Below are 15136 nucleotides of genomic sequence, written 5' to 3' on the forward strand. Positions count from 1 at the left end.
GCTGTCTGAATTCCCGCGGCGCCCGAGCCACCATCGCGAGCATGCTCGCTCCTACAGGGCCTACCTCAAACCCCACTCAACCCCTTGATCACCAAATCCACATTCCCCTCCAGCTCAGCCACCGGATCCGCGCCGTCCACACTCAACACAACCAACCGGCTACCGGACTCGGCAATTGCCGTCTTCACCGCGTCGGACGGCTGGCGGTGGTGCATGACCACGGCCACGTCATTGTCCTTGAGCGTCGCCGTCAATTGCTTCAGCGCCTCGGGCGTCCAGTCGGCGTCTGGGCGGGGGTCAACGCCGATCAGTTCCAGGTTCAGGCTGCCGATCAGGTAGCCGAAGTGATCGCTGAGGCTCATTACGCTCAGGTTGTCGGCACTGGCCAGCCGTGCCTCGCTGTCGGCGCTGAACTTGAGCAAGCGTTGCTTGAGCGCCGCCAGGTTGGCCTCGATGGTCGGCTTGTCGGCGGGTGCCAGGCGCACCAGGTCTGCCGCCATGACATCCGCCATGCGCCCCATGTTGTTGCTGGAAAACCATGGCTGGCTGTTCAGGCCATCGACCTTGTTGCCAGGCTGTACCGCGATGCCGGGCAGGGCGCCATCCACTGGGCGGGCGGCGTCGACTTCGACGATGCGGATGTTGCTGCGTCGTGCAATCGGATAAAGCGAGTCGTCCGCCCACAACGAACGCAAGCCGATCACCGCGTCGGCGTCGCTCGCCTGTTTGGCCAGCGCCGGCGCGCCGCGCCCGGTGAAATAAGCGTTCTGGCGGCTGCCAGGCAAGTTGGCTGGCGCGGCCCGTTCAAGCTTGACGTGGGTGCCTTTGAGCAAGGCTTCGCCCAGGCCGTAAGTGATGGGCAAGGACGCCAGCACGTGCAGCGGCCTGGCGCTGTCTACCGCGAAGGCAGTGTTGGCCAGCCCGCAGAGGGCAACGGCCAGGGTCAGTTGACGCAGAGAAAATGACATTTATCCAAGATTCCCTTTCAGGCTGGGGACGACGCCGCGCGCGATGGCGGCGAGGGCGAAGGCGATACCGGCCATCAGAATGATTGCCGCACCGGACGGGATCGGCAGGTCGAAGACAATCGGCGCGAGAATCCCGCAGAGGGTACTGACGGTGGCGATCAGCACCGAACACCAGAAAAAGCCCTTCAGTGATTGGCTCAGCAGTCGTGCTGCGGCGGCTGGAATCACCAGCAGCGCGCCCACCAGAATGGCGCCGATGACTTTCACCGCGGCCACGGTGATCAGCGTCACCAGGATCACGAACAGGTAATCCAGGGCCTTCACCGCCACGCCGCGTACCGCTGCGAGTTGCGGGTTGAAGCTGGCGAGCATGATGCGGTTGTACAGCGGCAGTGCCAGTGCCATCACCAGCGAGCCGACGATGGCCAACACCAGCAGGTCATTGCCGTTGACCGTCAGCACCGAGCCGAACAGCACGTTTTCCAGGATGTGCACGTTGATCTTGCCAGCCAGTATCAGCAGCAGGCTCGCGCCCAGCGCCAGCGACACCGACAGAAACACGCCGATCAAGGTGTCTGGCGCCAGGCCCGTGCGGTTGCGCAGGTAATTGAGCAGGATGCCGAACAGCAGGCAGTAACCGAACAGGCTGCCATACGGCCCGGTGTAGGGTTCGCCGAGCAGGATGCCAATGGCCACGCCGGTCAGCGCTGCGTGCCCTACGGCTTCGGAGAAAAACGCAAAGCGCTTGACCACCACCAGCGTCCCGAGGCCGCCCAGTACCGGACCGATCAGCAAACCGGCAAGCAACGCGTTGACCACGAACCCATAAGCCAGTGCTTCCGGTAGATAACCCGAAGACGCCCAGCCCTGAACCATCAAGCGAAAGGCTTCGTAACTCATCAGGCAGCGCTCCGTGGATGGGTCGAGAACAGGGTCATCAGGGTTTCCGGTGTCAGCGCCTGCTTCGGCGTGGCATCGAACAGCACCCGACGATTGAGGCCGGTGACACGATCGGCCAGTCGCCCGACCGCCTCCAGGTCGTGCTCGATCCACAGCACGGTAATGCCGCTCTGGCGCCAGTCGCCCAGCAGCCGCTCGAATACCTGGATGCCGGCCTCATCGAGGGCCGACATAGGTTCGTCCAGTACCAGCAATTGTGGCGCCGGGATAAGTCCCTGCGCCAGCAACACGCGCTGGCGCTCGCCGCCGGACAACGCGCCCATGCGGCGTTTGCGCTTGTCTTGCATGCCGACACGCTCCAGCGCCTCGCCAATGGCCGTCGCATAGTGCTTGCTCAGCCCGAGGAACGCCGGGCGGCGCTGGCACATCGCGGCCATGAAATCATCGACGGTCATTGGCAAGCCACGATCAAACTCCAATGCCTGGGGGACATAGCCGATGGTGCCGGGATCGCCGGGCCATTGCAGGCTCAGGCGGCCCTGGTGGGGCATTTGCCCGAGCAGGGTCTTGATCAGCGAACTCTTGCCGCCGCCGTTGGGGCCGACCAGCGCATGCACGCTGCCGGGCGGCACCTGGAACGTGACCTTGTCGAGGATGGTGGTGCGGCCCAGGACAAGGCCGATCTCGGCAAAGTCCAGGGTCGGGCCGCTGCAATGCAGGTTGAGGGGTTCCTGAGCGGTCATGCGCCAGACTCCTGAATGGCCCGAACCACGGTGTTGAGGTTGCCGGTCATTTCCTTTTCGTACTTGTCGGCGGTGTATTCGCCGTAGGAAATGTGAGACAGCGGATAAAGTTTCACCCCTGATTCGCGCTGGATGGTGTCGACGTAGGTGGACGGGAAATCCATCTCCGAGAAGATCACCTTGACGTCCAGCTCACGCAGTTGGTCGATGGTCTTTTTCAGCTGGCTCGGGCTCGGCTCGATACCGTGTGCCGGTTCGACCACGGCGGTGACCTCCAGGCCGAACTCACGCAGCAGGTAGTCATACGCCGCGTGCACGGTAGCCACCCGCAGTTCGGCGTTGGGCGCCTCGGTCAGCTTGGCCAGGGCATCGGCGCGCATCTGACGCAGGCGTTTGCCGTAGGCACGGGCGTTCTGGGTGTAGGTTTTGGCGTTGGCCGGGTCGAGTTTTCCCAGTTCGCGGGCAATGTTATTGACCTGGGCAATCGAGGCGCTTATCGACAGGAAGGTGTGTGGGTTGACCACTTTACCGGCGCCGCGAGCGGCAACCCCGGTGGCAGCCAGCAATGGCACGTTTTCATTGGCTTCGATCACGGCCACGTTGGGTGTTTCGCTGGCGGCGATCATGCGGTCGGCGAAGTCGTCGTGGCCGACGCCGTTCAGCACGATCACGTCCAGCCCACTGATGCGCTTGATGTCTTCGGCGCGGGGTTCGTAGGCATGCGGGTTGAAACCGGCCGGGATCAACGGCACCACCTCGGCCTTGTCGCCGACGATGTTGGCCACGTAGCTGTAATAAGGGTGCAGGGTGATGCCGATGCGCAGGCGCTTGGCTTCGTCGGCGCAGGCCAAGGGTGTCAGCAGGCAGGCGAACAGGCCGACCAGCAGCAGGCGCCAGAAAGAGCGTTGAGATGAAATAGGCATGGGAAAGCGGTCTTCTCTCGATGAAAGGCGAGGGGTCAGTGCCGATGCTGGCGCGTTACGCCGGCGTCGAATTGCGCGACGATCTGCTGCCAGCCGGCGCTTTGCAGCGCGGCGTCAGTCAGGTCGGCGGGCGCCTTGAGGTCGGCGGCTCGGTTGAGCCAGATGTCGGGGCCGTCTTCGTTCGCGTTCAGGCGCATCAGAAACGAGCCCGCCACAGCGGGCGACTGGCTGTGCCCGAAGTACGCGTTGGCGTTGAGCAGTTGCCAGGCATGGCCACCCCGGCTGATGGAGCTGGCGTCCTGTGCGAACGGCGCAAAACCCTCGTCGGCGAGGGTTTCAGGCGTTGGCACGGTTTGCTGTTCCTGTTGCAGCAGGCGGATTTCGTCCAGCGTGACTCGCAGATCGGCGTAGATGCCTTGTTCGGACGCGCTGAGGTCGCGGCGGGCATCCAGTTGATGATTGCTGATGCGGGTGGTGTCCTGGGACTCGTGGCGCCAGGCAACCACGGAACCGGCAACCGCCAGGATCAGCAGGCACAACAGCAGCACATTGAGGGTTTCATGACCGGCCCCGGCCGGGCGCACGATTTGCGTGGTGGGTGTGCTCATGGTGCCTGGATGTCCGCTTGGTCGATCTCGACGACGTGACCGGGACCTGCGTCGAACAACACATAGAACTCGGCGCCTGGTTTCTTGAAGGTCAGTTTCGAGTCTTCACCGAGCTTGCCCGGCACCAGGATCGTTTCGTCATAGCCGATCACATCCAGGGTTACACCTGGAGCGCCGCTGCCGTCGGAGAAACCGCCGGTACACTGGATCTGCTCGGCGTCGATGGCCTTGCACTCAAACATCGGGTTGTGTGCCAGGGCGCTGGCGCTGAAACCGGCGCACAGCACCAGCAGGGCGACGTGGAATGGGCGAATGGCGTTGATCATGGTTTGCCTCCTTGTTTGTTCAGCCACGCAATGGTGGCCGGGGATGCCTGGCTCAGAGGGACGGATGCCTGGTGCATCGAACCGTCCCAACCTTCCATCGTGATCCACAGTTCGTCAGTGGCCTTGGTCTTTTCCGGGATGGGCAACATGGCGCCCATGCGATAGGGCGCGCCGAAGAAAATCACCCCGGCGGCGCGCAGGCTGCGCGGTTTGCCGATGCGCAGGTAAGTGGCCTTGACCTGGTCGCGGCAGCTGTCGCACAGCGCGGCGTTGAAAGCCTTCATGTAGCCGGCTGGATCGGGGCGCGGTGCTTCGTTGCGAAACTCGGCCAATCGCAGACTCCATGGGCCGACCTGCACTTCACCGACTTCGCGCTCGCCCAGGCCGGTGTCACCGCGAAACAACGCAACTTCGGAAAAATACTTGGGCATGAAACCCAGCGGTATCAGCAGCAGCAGAACGTTGATGTGGAAGCGCCACTTGTGCCAGAAACGGCTGAGTGCGGAGCCCGGTTTTTCAGCGGTAAACAGGCTCATTGGCTCACCCCCGGGGTGCTATGGCCAGCCACCGGGGCGACCTCGAGGTTGCGTGGGCGTTTTTTCTCGCGCTTGAGAGCGTTGGCGGTGGCCAGTGCGGTACGTTTGGTCCAGATCAGCAGGCCGCTGAGGACCATCATGCTCAGCAGCAGGCCGAAGAAGAACCAGATCAGCTTGATCCACAGCCCACCGAAATCACCGGTGTGCAGCGGCCGCATCGACTCGGTCACCAGTTCCAGGCCCGAGCGGTCGGACAGCAGGCGGGTCACGGCGACATCGCCGGTATACGGATTGACCTCGGCGGTCTGATAAATTAGCGGGTACCAGCTGCGGCCCCCCACGGACAGGTAGCTGTAGGCATTGGCGGGCAGTTGGACAAAGCTGTCGTCGAGGCCGGGAATGCGTTCCTTGACCTCCTGGATCGCCGATTCCAGGCTGATCATCGGCGCTGGCGAGCCATTGGTGGTGAGCGGCACGCTTTCACGTGGCACCACCGGCGCGACCGGAGCGGTGGAAATCGAGATCTGGTTGTCGTAAAGGAACGCTTCGATCATGAACCAGGTACCGGTCACGGAAATGGTCGCGATGAACCAGATGGACCAGATGCCGCTCAGACGGTGGAAGTCCCCCCAGAAAATCCGTGCGCCGTGGCGCAGGCGCAGGGTCGGACGCAGGAAACCTTTCCAGAACTTCTTGTACACCACCAGCCCGGTGATCAACGACACCAGCATCGGCAATCCGAGGAAGGACACCAGGTACCAGCCCCAGCTGTAGCCATTGGTGAACGGCACCAGCCACCAGCCATGCAGGGCGCGGGTAAAGGCCTGGAAGTTGAACTCCGGCGCGACGCCCTGGATCACCCCGCTGTACGGATTGACGTAGACCGTCACGCTGCGACCGTCGGGGTAGGTGACGCGGGCATCGAGGGCAAAATGCGACTCGTCCGGCCGGCTGATGGACTGCACCAGCGTGTTCGGCTCGGCCTTCTTCATTTCGGCGAGAATCTGGTCATACGTCAGTAGCGGCGCATCGTCCGTTGGCTGAGTCGCCCTCATTTCGGGGTTGGCCAGCCAGACGATTTCCTGGCTGACCACAGCCAATGTACCGGTGACACAGACGATCAGTACGAAAAACCAAATCGGCAGGGCCAGCCAGCTATGGACCAGAAACCAGAGTTTTGAACGGGATTTCTTCGACATGGTGGAGGTCTTGTATGAGATGAGAGGGCCCCTGCTGCGGGCTTCCCAGCGTGAGGTCCATGAAAAGTGCGGTCGTGGCTTTTGCCTACGCGAGCCGACTACATCTATATAAGACGGATGAGAATTCAAAACCCCGAAGCAAATATGAAAGTAAATGTTTCTTATTCTGGAAAATGGCAAAAATTGTGGGAGCGGGCTTGCTCCCACAATGGTGAGGTGTGATGAATAAAACCTATGGAATCACCCCTGCTCAAACATCTCCCTGGCCCGCTGCTCAATCTCCTCCTGACTCAAGTCCTCCTTGCGCGTGGCCAAAAACCACAAATGCCCGAACGGATCCTTCAGCGTGCCGGACCGATCGCCATAGAACTGATCCTTGACCTCGGACACCAGCGTGCCGCCTGCCGCAATCGCCTGCTTGAAAGAGGCGTCGACGTCGTCGACATACAGATGCAGCCCTACGGACGGCGAGGCGTCCGGATTACTCAACGGTCCTTGATCACACGGCGTACCGAGCATGATCGGACAATGGCCGATGCGCAGCTCGGCGTGGCCAACGCCGCCATCCGGCATGGCCAGGCGCATGATTTCGACGGCACCGAAGGCTTTTTTGTAGAAATCGATGGCTTCGGCGGCTTTTTGGATGCCCAGGTACGGCGTAATGCCGGGATATCCGTCTGGAATGGGTTTGACGTTCATGTCCGTCTCCCTGTTGTTGTCGGTAAGGTGTTGCGTCGCCGGTTGACTATAGGTCAACCGGCCTGGCGACCAGGGAGCCCCCGACCAACCGCAGCGCCACTGTTCGGCCATCAACAGTGAAGCAACAGAATGTTCGGCGGGTGCCTGTTCAAACCCTTCGATATCGCCTCAACCACCCGCCAACACGGGCTTCGGCCGTCAGGCACAGAAGCTGCAATGTCCTCGGTAAACACCGGTACCGAGAGACACCCATGCCTGAATCTGCCGTTTATCCGATCAACCCGCCTGCCGCCCACCGCATCGCCGATGAGGCCGAAGCCCTGCGTGTGGCCGAGCGCGTCGCCGCCGTACTATTGGAGCAGGACGCCGAACGCGACCGTACCCGGCAAGTGCCAGCCGAGGTCGTCGACCTGTACTCCAACAGCGGCTTGTGGGCCATCATCGTGCCCAGGGTGTTTGGCGGTGCGCAGGTGTCCTACGCGGTGCTGGCGCAAGTCATCGCGATCATCTCGGCGGCCGATCCGTCCCTGGGGCAGATTCCGCAAAACCATTATTGCCTGCTCGAAGACATCCGCCTGCAGGGCACTCCGGAGCAGCAGGCGCATTTCTTTGGGCTGGCGTTGCAAGGCCACCGCTTTGCCAACGCCCTGTCGGAGACCGGTGGCAAGAACGTGCAGGACATTCAGGCCACCATCCGCCGGTATGGAGACGGTCACGTCATCAATGGACGCAAGGGCTACTGCACTGGATCGCTCTACGCGCACTGGCTGGCGGTGTTGGCATTGGATGAAGAGCAGAAGGGCCAGCTGTCATTTGTGCCGCGAGGTACGCCGGGGCTGGTGATCGTCGATGATTGGGACAGCATCGGCCAGCGCACCACCTCCAGCGGCACGGTGCTGGCCGAAGACCTTCACGTCCCGGCGTTCAACGTGTTCCCCACTTACCGCTCCTACGAGAGCCCGACCCTGGCCGGCCCGTTCGCGCAATTGACCACCGCTGCCATCGACGCCGGCATCGCCCGTGCGGCGTTGCGGGATACCCTTGCCTTTGTGCGCGAGTTCGCCCGTCCGTGGATCGATGCGGGCGTCGACAAAGCCAGCGAAGACCCGCTGACCATCATTCAGGTCGGCGCATTGGATATCCGCCTGGAGGCCGCCGAAGCCTTGCTGGAGCGTGCCGGTTGGGCGCTGGATGCCGCGCGGTCGGCACCCGATGAAGACAATGTGGCCCAGGCGTCCCTCGCCGTCGCCAGGGCCAAGGTGCTGACCACGGAAATCGCCATCGAGGCCAGTAACAAACTGTTCGAGCTTGGCGGCACACGCTCCACCCTGAAAAAGCACAACTTCGATCGTCACTGGCGCAATGCCCGGGTCCACACCTTGCACGATCCGGTGCGCTGGAAGTACCACGTGGTCGGCAACTGGCTGCTCAATGGCGTGAAACCGCCGCGCCACGACTGGTCGTGATCATGGGCGAACTGTTCAAGAACATTTATTGGGCGGACATCGGCCAGGCCTGCCTCGACACCTTGACCATGCTCGGTGCCGCCCTCGGTTTTACCGTGCTGCTGGGGTTGCCGCTGGGCGTGGTGCTGTTCCTTACCGGCAAGCGTCAGTTGCACGAAGCGCTGGGTGTGTATCGGGTGCTGTCGGTGCTGGTGAACATGCTGCGCTCGCTGCCCTTCATCATTTTGTTGATTGTGCTGATTCCCCTGACGACGCTGCTGGTGGGCACTTCGCTGGGTGTACCGGGGACCATTCCGCCGTTGGTGGTTGGCTGCACGCCGTTCTTCGCGCGGCTGGTGGAAACCGCGTTGCGCGAAGTCGATCGCGGCGTGGTGGAGGCCACCCAGGCCATGGGCGGCAGTACCTGGCAGATCATCCGTCACACCCTGTTGCCGGAAGCCCGGGGCGGGTTGCTCGCGGCGGTCACCGTCACCGCCATCGTGCTGGTGGACTACACGGCGATGGCCGGGGTGATCGGGGGCGGTGGCCTGGGCGACCTGGCAATCCGCTACGGCTATCAACGCTTTCAGACAGACGTGATGGTGGTCACCGTGGTGCTCCTGTTGATCCTGGTCCAGGCCCTGCAGATGACCGGTGACCGCCTGGTGGCGCGCTACAGCCGACGCTGAAGAGGCGATGGCTTGGTTTCAACAACCTTAATGAAAACAATCAGGCCCCACGTCCACCCCACGACGGCCACCTTATCTGCCTAGGAGTGCAACATGAAAAAGACCCTGGCCATTCTGGCTGCCCTTGTGTCGCTCGGCGTTCACGCCAACGAAAAACTCACCGTCGGTGCAACCCCGGTGCCCCACGCCGAGATCCTCGAGTTCGTCAAACCGACCCTGGCCAAGGAAGGCGTGGACTTGAACATCAAGGTGTTCACCGACTTCATCCAGCCCAACCAGCAGTTGGCGTTGAAGAACCTCGACGCCAACTACTACCAGTACCGGCCGTTCCTCGATGACTACAACAAGACCCGGCATACCGACCTGGTGCCCGTGGTCGGTGTACACATCGAGCCGTTTGGCGCCTATTCGACCAGAATCAAGAACATCGCCGAGCTCAAGGATGGCGCCAGCGTCTCGATCCCCAACGACCCGGTGAACACCGGCCGTGCCCTGGTGCTGTTGCACGAAGCCGGCTTGATCAAACTCAAGGACCCGAGCAATACGCTGGCGACCCAGCGCGACATCATCGAAAACCCCAAGCACCTGAAAATCCGTGAACTGGAAGGTGCATTGCTGGCGCGCTCGGTCAGCCAGGTGGACCTGGCGTTCGTTTTCGCCAACTACGCGCTGGAAGCCGGGATCGACACCAACAGCGCGTTGATTGTCGAGAAGGGCAAGAGCCTGTACATCGAATTCCTCGTGGCCCGACCGGACAACATCAACGACCCGGGTTTGCAGAAACTGGCCAAGGCGCTGAATTCCGATGAAGTGCGGCAGTTCATCCTGACCCGGTACAAGGGACAGATTGCGCCGGGGTTCTGATCTTCGTTGTCTGATCTGACGCTATCGCGGGCAAGCCCGCTCCTACAGGGGATCTATCCACTGTAGGAGCGGGCTTGCCCGCGATGGCCGCCCCCTATTCAGGATCAACCCCCGATTCCAGGAGCTGCGCCCCAACTCCACGCTCCCCCAACACATCACCCAAATTGCGCAACGGACACGCCTCCATCGACAAACACCCACACCCGATACAGCCATTGAGCTTGTCGCGCAGCAGGGCCAGTTGGTTGATCCGCTCATCCAGCTCCCGGCTCCACTGCGCCGACAACACCTGCCAGTCCGCCGCCGTCGGTGCTCGGTTGTCAGGCAGCGATTTCAACGCCGTGCCTATTTCCGCCAAGGGAATGCCCAGGCGCTGCGCCACCTTGATCAGCGCTACCCGGCGCAGCACTTCTCGGGGATAACGGCGTTGGTTGCCCTGGTTGCGGTTGCTCCTGATCAGCCCCTTGGACTCATAAAAATGCAGCGCCGTAACCGCAACACCACTGCGCGCGGCGAGTTGACCGACAGTGAGTTCCTTGTGCGCCTGTTCTGGGGTGAGCATCGAAATTGCCTCTTGACCTCGACTTAACTAGAGGTTTTACCCTGCAGGCCTTCGGATCGCAAGATTCGGCTTACACGTCAGTGGGGAATCTTCATGCAAGCACCAGAGAAAAATCGCAGCTTCACCCAGTTGATCGAATTTGAGATCGAACCCCATCAGCAACCGGCGCTGGTGTCGGCGCTCTCTAGCCAGACTGAACGCCTGGCCCAGGGCTACAGCGGTTTTCTGAGTGCGAGTATTCAGGCCAGCGAGGACGGCCGGCGTGTGCTCAGTTACCTGCAATGGCAAACGCGTGAAGCGGGAGAAGCCGCGTTCCAGAGTTTTGAAAGCGGCGAGGAGGATTTCTGGCAACTGATTCGCGCGCATCAGGCAAAAACCGTGACGTTCGGCTCGTTCCAGGTGTTGCACAGCCTGGAACGTAGCCAGGACGACGCGCTGCACTGCAACCTGGTGGGCTAAATCGACAGGTGCATCAACCGCTCACCCTGAACGTTTTCCGTCGGCCGACGTTTGTTCACCGCCAATTCGCCAATTTTGATCAGGCGGGTGCGTGTGACGTTGCGGCTCAGGCCCAGAAGTGCAGCGGTGTGCACCTGGTTGTAGTGGCTGAAACGGTAGGCGGCTCGCAGCAAGGCGTCCTCGACTTTTTCGTGCAGGGCACCGGCCTGTACCTCGAAGAGTTTCTGAAAAGCCCGTTCGAGCAGGGCCTCCGGTGAATCGTGAGGGTGACCTTGGCCATCATCCTGACGCTCGATGCGCATGTGCGACAGGCGCAGGTCATCCCGTTCGATCACGCCGTTACGGCAGATCAGCAGGGTGTGGTGAATCACGTTTTCCAGTTCGCGGATGTTGCCTGGCCAACTGTAGCTGCGCAGTTTCAGCTCGGCTTCCTTGCTGATGGTGATGGTGCCGTAGCCCAGGCGCTGGCTGTAGGCGTCGACGAAGTGCCGGGTCAGCGGCAGGATGTCGCCCGGACGGTCGCGCAGCGGGCTCAACTCCAGGCTGACCACGTCGAGGCGGTAATACAGGTCTTCACGGAAATGTCCGGCGTTGATGGCTTTTTCCAGCTGCACGTTGGTCGCCGCCAGTACGCGCACGTTGATCGGGATGCTCTTGCGTGAACCCAGGCGTACCACCTCGCGCTCCTGCAATACCCGCAGCAACTTGACCTGGATCGCCATCGGCAAATCGCCGATTTCGTCCAGGAACAACGTGCCGCCGTCGGCTTCTTCAAACCAGCCGGCCTTGGCGCTCAAGGCTCCGGTGAAGGCGCCTTTCTCGTGGCCGAACAGCTCGGCCTCGACCAGGGACTCGGAAAACGCGCCGCAGTTGACCGCCACGAACGGACGGTTGCGTCGGGCGCTGAGGTTGTGGATATGCCGTGCTACCAGTTCCTTGCCGGTGCCGGTTTCGCCGATGATCAACACGCTGGCTTCACTGGGGGCGACTTGTTGCAGATGCGCCAGCAGTGCCTGGGATTTAGGGTCTTCGAAGACTTGGGCCGTGGCACGGATCGAGGTGGCCAGAGCGGGCGAGGGTGGTAAGGTCAGCAGTTGCATGGGGGCACGCTCCATGTAGGCAATTTATGAATAGAAAGTCGGAATCGGCAGGGCCTGGTTGAGCGCCCAGTCGCCCAGTTCGTGGAGTTTGTAATCCACCGGGTCATGCAGGGTTTGCGTGCGCAAATTGCGCCAGTGGCGGTCCAGGCGCAGCGAGGCGTGGGTCGAGCGGGCGCCGGTGACTTCGAACAGCCGGCTGCACAGTTCCAGGCCGTTGCGGGTGGCGGCGACCTTGGCCGTGGCGATGGCCGTGGCCAGGTGTCCACGTTCTTCTGCGCTGAGGGCGGGCCCTTTCACCCAGGCTTTGTCGAGCAGGTCAGTGGCGCGCTCCACCAGCAAGCGAACGCCCTCGAGCGCTACCCAGAACTCGCCGTAATGGCCCAGCACGTAAGGGTCCTGTCGCACATCCTGGGTATTGGATTTGTGCCACGCACGGGTTTCGGTGAGGGTGTATTGGCGCGCTTCCGCGAAGGCGCCTTCGGCGATGCCGAGAAACATATGGGTAAATGTCAGTTGTGCGATTAACGGCCGCAGGCAGGCAAATGGCGTGCTCAACGGGCCCGGGTCCAGCAACAGTTCCGATTCCTCGACCCGCACCCGTTCGAACGATGCGCTGCCGCTGTCGGTCTGGCGCTGCCCCATGTTGTTCCAGTCGTTGTGCAGGGTGATGCCGCTGCGGCCGCTGGGGATGGCCGCGATCAAGAGCTTGCCGCCAGCGTTTTCATCCACCGCCGAGGCGATCAGCATCTGTGAATCGCTGGCGCCGGAGCAGAAGCTTTTCTTGCCGGAAAACTCGCGCCAGCCGCCGAGGTCCTTGACCACGGTACGGGTGTCCAGTGGGTTGAGGGCGTTACCCCAGAACCAGTTCTTGCGTGCCGTCTGTTCAAACCAGGGCTGCCATTGTTCGGGCCGCGAGAACAGGCGCACGGTGGCGAGCATCAGGTGGTGGAAACCGAAGACGTGGGCAATCGAACTGTCGACCTTGGCGAACTCACGCACGATGGTCAGGGTTTCACTCCAGCTCGCGCCGAGGCCGCCGTACTGGGTGGGAATGCTCAGGGCCAGCAGGCCGCTGTCGCGCAAGGCGTCGCGTTCGGCTTTCGGCGTGCCACCACGCTCATCGCGCTCGACAGCCGTCAGGGCAAACTCGGCGGCCAGGCGGCGGGCGGTTTGCAGGGGGGAAATCAGAGCGCTTTGCGGCTTGGCGGTCACGCGGGGTTCCTCTTTGAAGACAATGCACGTTCCTGTAGGAGCGAGCATGCTCGCGATGGTCGTCAACGATGACGCTGGCGGCCTGACACCCCAAGGTGCCTGATCTTCCATCGCGAGCGTGCTCGCTCCTACAGGTCAGGCGTCCGTCAGGCAGTGGCTTTGGCAGGCAAAACATCATTGGCGATCATTTCGCCAAACGGCCCGGTGAGGTTGGTGACCCCGCGCCCAGCCAGGCTCGCGTAGGGTTCGGGCAACAATGGGAATACCAGTTCGGCAAAGCGATAGGCTTCTTCAAGGTGCGGGTAGCCGGAGAAGATGAAGCTCTCGATCCCCAGGTCGGCGTATTCCTTGATGCGGGCCGCCACTTGTTGCGGGTCGCCCACCAGCGCCGTCCCGGCGCCACCGCGCACCAGGCCGACGCCGGCCCACAGGTTGGGCGAGATTTCCAGGTTGTCTCGCCGGCCATCATGCAGGGCGGCCATGCGCCGCTGGCCTTCGGAGTCGAAACGCGAAAACGACTTCTGCGCCGCCGCGATGGTTTCGTCGCTGATGTGTTCGATCAGTTTGTCCGCGGCCTTCCAGGCATCTGCGGCGGTCTCGCGGACAATCACGTGCAAGCGAATGCCGAACTTCACCGTGCGCCCGTGACGCGCCGCTCGCTCACGCACATCGGCGAGCTTCTGTGCCACGGCGGCCGGCGGTTCACCCCAGGTCAGGTAGACATCGACCTGTTCGGCCGCCAGGTCGTGGGCGGCGTCGGACGAGCCACCGAAATACAGCGGCGGGTAGGGCTTCTGCACGGGCGGATACAGTGCTTTGGCGTTCTGCACTTGCAAATGCTTGCCCTCGAAATCCACCGCTTCGCCTTGCAGCACCCGGCGCCAGATCCTGAGGAATTCGTCGGTGACTTCGTAGCGTTCGCTGTGATCCAGGAAAATCCCGTCGCCCCGGTTTTCGTCAGGGTCACCGCCGGTGACCACGTTGATCAGCAAACGGCCGCCCGACAGGCGATCCAGCGTCGCCGCCATGCGCGCCGACACGGTCGGTGAAATGATCCCCGGTCGGATCGCCACAAGGTAACGCAGGCGTTCGGTCAACGGCACCAGGGCTGAGGCGATCACCCACGAATCCTCGCAGGAGCGCCCGGTGGGGATCAGCACGCCGTGGTAGCCGAGGCTGTCGGCGGCCTGAGCCACTTGTTTCAGATAATTGAGGGTGACCGGGCGTGCGCCCTGGGTGGTGCCCAGGTAATGGCCATCGCCGTGGGTCGGCAGAAACCAGAAAACATCCATGAACAGATCCTTATGCGATTTTCAGCAGATTGTTGGGGTGCACGCCGAACAACGGCGCAGCGCGCTCAGCAGCAAGGCGAATGCGGGCCTTCAAGGGCTCACTGGTTATTTGGTAATTGGCGAAATCGGCTTCGGTGGCGTAGACACCAATCGGCAGGGTCAGGGCCTGGAAGAAACTGAACAGCGGACGCAACTGGTGATCGAGCACCAGCGCATGGCGCTCGCTGCCTCCCGTGGCAGCGAGCAGCACCGGCGTGTCGACCAGTGCATTGAGGTCGATCAGATCGAACAGGTGCTTGAGCAGGCCAGGGTAAGAACCCCGATAGACTGGTGCAGCGACAATCAGCAGGTCGGCGGTCTCGATGGCGTGCAACTGGGCCTCGACGCTGGCTTCCAGTTCCTGGCGCGACAGCGCCGCGCCCAATGGTCGGGCGATGTCGCCCAGCTCGATCAGGGTGCTTTCGATCGGCAATTGCTCGGCCAGCTCGCGCAGCAGTGCCTGGGTCAGCACCAGGGTGCGCGAAGGACGCCAGGTTCCGCCGGAAAGGGCGACGACTTTCAATGGACGCGACATCATCAGTTCCTTTTTAAACAGTTGCTCAGTGAGCAGT

General features: G+C 62.2%; 18 protein-coding genes. 4 read left to right on the forward strand and 14 right to left on the reverse strand.

The annotated features are described in order from the left end of the window. Positions 1-65: 65 nt before the first annotated feature. From AB4O36_RS05120 to AB4O36_RS05160, 9 genes are all read right to left on the reverse strand, one after another. Positions 66-968: a metal ABC transporter substrate-binding protein gene (locus tag AB4O36_RS05120; protein WP_460122178.1), complete on the reverse strand. Its 903-nt coding sequence runs from the start codon at positions 966-968 to the stop codon at positions 66-68. Next, positions 969-1868, reverse strand: coding sequence for a metal ABC transporter permease (locus tag AB4O36_RS05125; protein ID WP_442098991.1), 900 nt, complete (start codon positions 1866-1868; stop codon positions 969-971). After that, positions 1868-2611: a metal ABC transporter ATP-binding protein gene (locus tag AB4O36_RS05130; RefSeq protein WP_460122180.1), complete on the reverse strand. Its 744-nt coding sequence runs from the start codon at positions 2609-2611 to the stop codon at positions 1868-1870. Before AB4O36_RS05130 ends, AB4O36_RS05125 begins: the two co-directional genes overlap by 1 nt. Then, positions 2608-3534, reverse strand: coding sequence for a metal ABC transporter substrate-binding protein (locus AB4O36_RS05135; RefSeq protein WP_460122182.1), 927 nt, complete (start codon positions 3532-3534; stop codon positions 2608-2610). Before AB4O36_RS05135 ends, AB4O36_RS05130 begins: the two co-directional genes overlap by 4 nt. Positions 3535-3569: 35 nt before the next feature. Then, positions 3570-4142, reverse strand: a complete 573-nt coding sequence (locus AB4O36_RS05140; RefSeq protein ID WP_460122184.1) for a DUF6162 family protein — start codon at positions 4140-4142, stop codon at positions 3570-3572. Next, the gene (locus AB4O36_RS05145) at positions 4139-4468 is read right to left on the reverse strand and encodes a hypothetical protein (RefSeq protein WP_460141173.1); all 330 of its coding nucleotides are present in this window, start codon (positions 4466-4468) and stop codon (positions 4139-4141) included. The genes AB4O36_RS05140 and AB4O36_RS05145 overlap by 4 nt, the downstream gene beginning before the upstream one ends. After that, complete coding sequence (locus AB4O36_RS05150) at positions 4465-5004, reverse strand: thiamine pyrophosphate-binding protein (protein WP_460122188.1); 540 nt, start codon at positions 5002-5004, stop codon at positions 4465-4467. Before AB4O36_RS05150 ends, AB4O36_RS05145 begins: the two co-directional genes overlap by 4 nt. Next, complete coding sequence (locus AB4O36_RS05155; protein WP_460122190.1) at positions 5001-6203, reverse strand: PepSY-associated TM helix domain-containing protein; 1203 nt, start codon at positions 6201-6203, stop codon at positions 5001-5003. Before AB4O36_RS05155 ends, AB4O36_RS05150 begins: the two co-directional genes overlap by 4 nt. Before the next feature lie 240 nt (positions 6204-6443). After that, positions 6444-6902 (reverse strand): VOC family protein, encoded by a 459-nt coding sequence (locus AB4O36_RS05160; protein WP_460122191.1) that lies wholly within the window; start codon positions 6900-6902, stop codon positions 6444-6446. A gap of 251 nt (positions 6903-7153) precedes the next feature. Here AB4O36_RS05160 and AB4O36_RS05165 point away from each other — a divergent pair, with 251 nt between their 5' ends. The 3 genes from AB4O36_RS05165 to AB4O36_RS05175 all read left to right on the forward strand — a co-directional run bounded on the left by AB4O36_RS05165 (position 7154) and on the right by AB4O36_RS05175 (position 9900). Beyond that, positions 7154-8368 carry an SfnB family sulfur acquisition oxidoreductase gene (locus tag AB4O36_RS05165; protein WP_460141174.1) on the forward strand — a complete coding sequence of 405 codons (1215 nt, stop codon included), beginning with the start codon at positions 7154-7156 and terminating at the stop codon, positions 8366-8368. 2 nt (positions 8369-8370) lie between these two features. Continuing rightward, complete coding sequence (locus tag AB4O36_RS05170; RefSeq protein ID WP_460122194.1) at positions 8371-9036, forward strand: methionine ABC transporter permease; 666 nt, start codon at positions 8371-8373, stop codon at positions 9034-9036. Between the two features lie 93 nt (positions 9037-9129). Next, positions 9130-9900, forward strand: a complete 771-nt coding sequence (locus AB4O36_RS05175) for a MetQ/NlpA family ABC transporter substrate-binding protein (protein ID WP_460122196.1) — start codon at positions 9130-9132, stop codon at positions 9898-9900. 94 nt (positions 9901-9994) lie between these two features. Here AB4O36_RS05175 and soxR read toward each other — a convergent pair whose 3' ends face one another. Further along, on the reverse strand, positions 9995-10462 hold the full coding sequence (gene soxR / locus AB4O36_RS05180; RefSeq protein WP_460122198.1) for a redox-sensitive transcriptional activator SoxR: 468 nt from the start codon (positions 10460-10462) through the stop codon (positions 9995-9997). Between the two features lie 93 nt (positions 10463-10555). Here soxR and AB4O36_RS05185 point away from each other — a divergent pair, with 93 nt between their 5' ends. After that, a complete protein-coding gene (locus tag AB4O36_RS05185) occupies positions 10556-10921 on the forward strand; it encodes an antibiotic biosynthesis monooxygenase (protein WP_460122200.1) in 366 nt (121 codons plus the stop codon). Here AB4O36_RS05185 and AB4O36_RS05190 read toward each other — a convergent pair. The 4 genes from AB4O36_RS05190 to msuE all read right to left on the reverse strand — a co-directional run bounded on the left by AB4O36_RS05190 (position 10918) and on the right by msuE (position 15099). Further along, on the reverse strand, positions 10918-12021 hold the full coding sequence (locus tag AB4O36_RS05190) for a sigma-54 interaction domain-containing protein (RefSeq protein WP_460122203.1): 1104 nt from the start codon (positions 12019-12021) through the stop codon (positions 10918-10920). The genes AB4O36_RS05185 and AB4O36_RS05190 overlap by 4 nt on opposite strands. Positions 12022-12045: 24 nt before the next feature. Next, entirely contained in the window at positions 12046-13233 is a 1188-nt protein-coding gene (locus tag AB4O36_RS05195; RefSeq protein ID WP_460141175.1) for an acyl-CoA dehydrogenase family protein, read from the reverse strand. 146 nt (positions 13234-13379) lie between these two features. Next, positions 13380-14525, reverse strand: a complete 1146-nt coding sequence (gene ssuD, locus AB4O36_RS05200; RefSeq protein WP_460141176.1) for an FMNH2-dependent alkanesulfonate monooxygenase — start codon at positions 14523-14525, stop codon at positions 13380-13382. A gap of 10 nt (positions 14526-14535) precedes the next feature. Next, complete coding sequence (gene msuE / locus AB4O36_RS05205) at positions 14536-15099, reverse strand: FMN reductase (protein ID WP_460142111.1); 564 nt, start codon at positions 15097-15099, stop codon at positions 14536-14538. Positions 15100-15136 lie beyond the last annotated feature (37 nt).

The sequence above is a fragment of the Pseudomonas sp. S2_E01 genome (assembly GCF_054668365.1).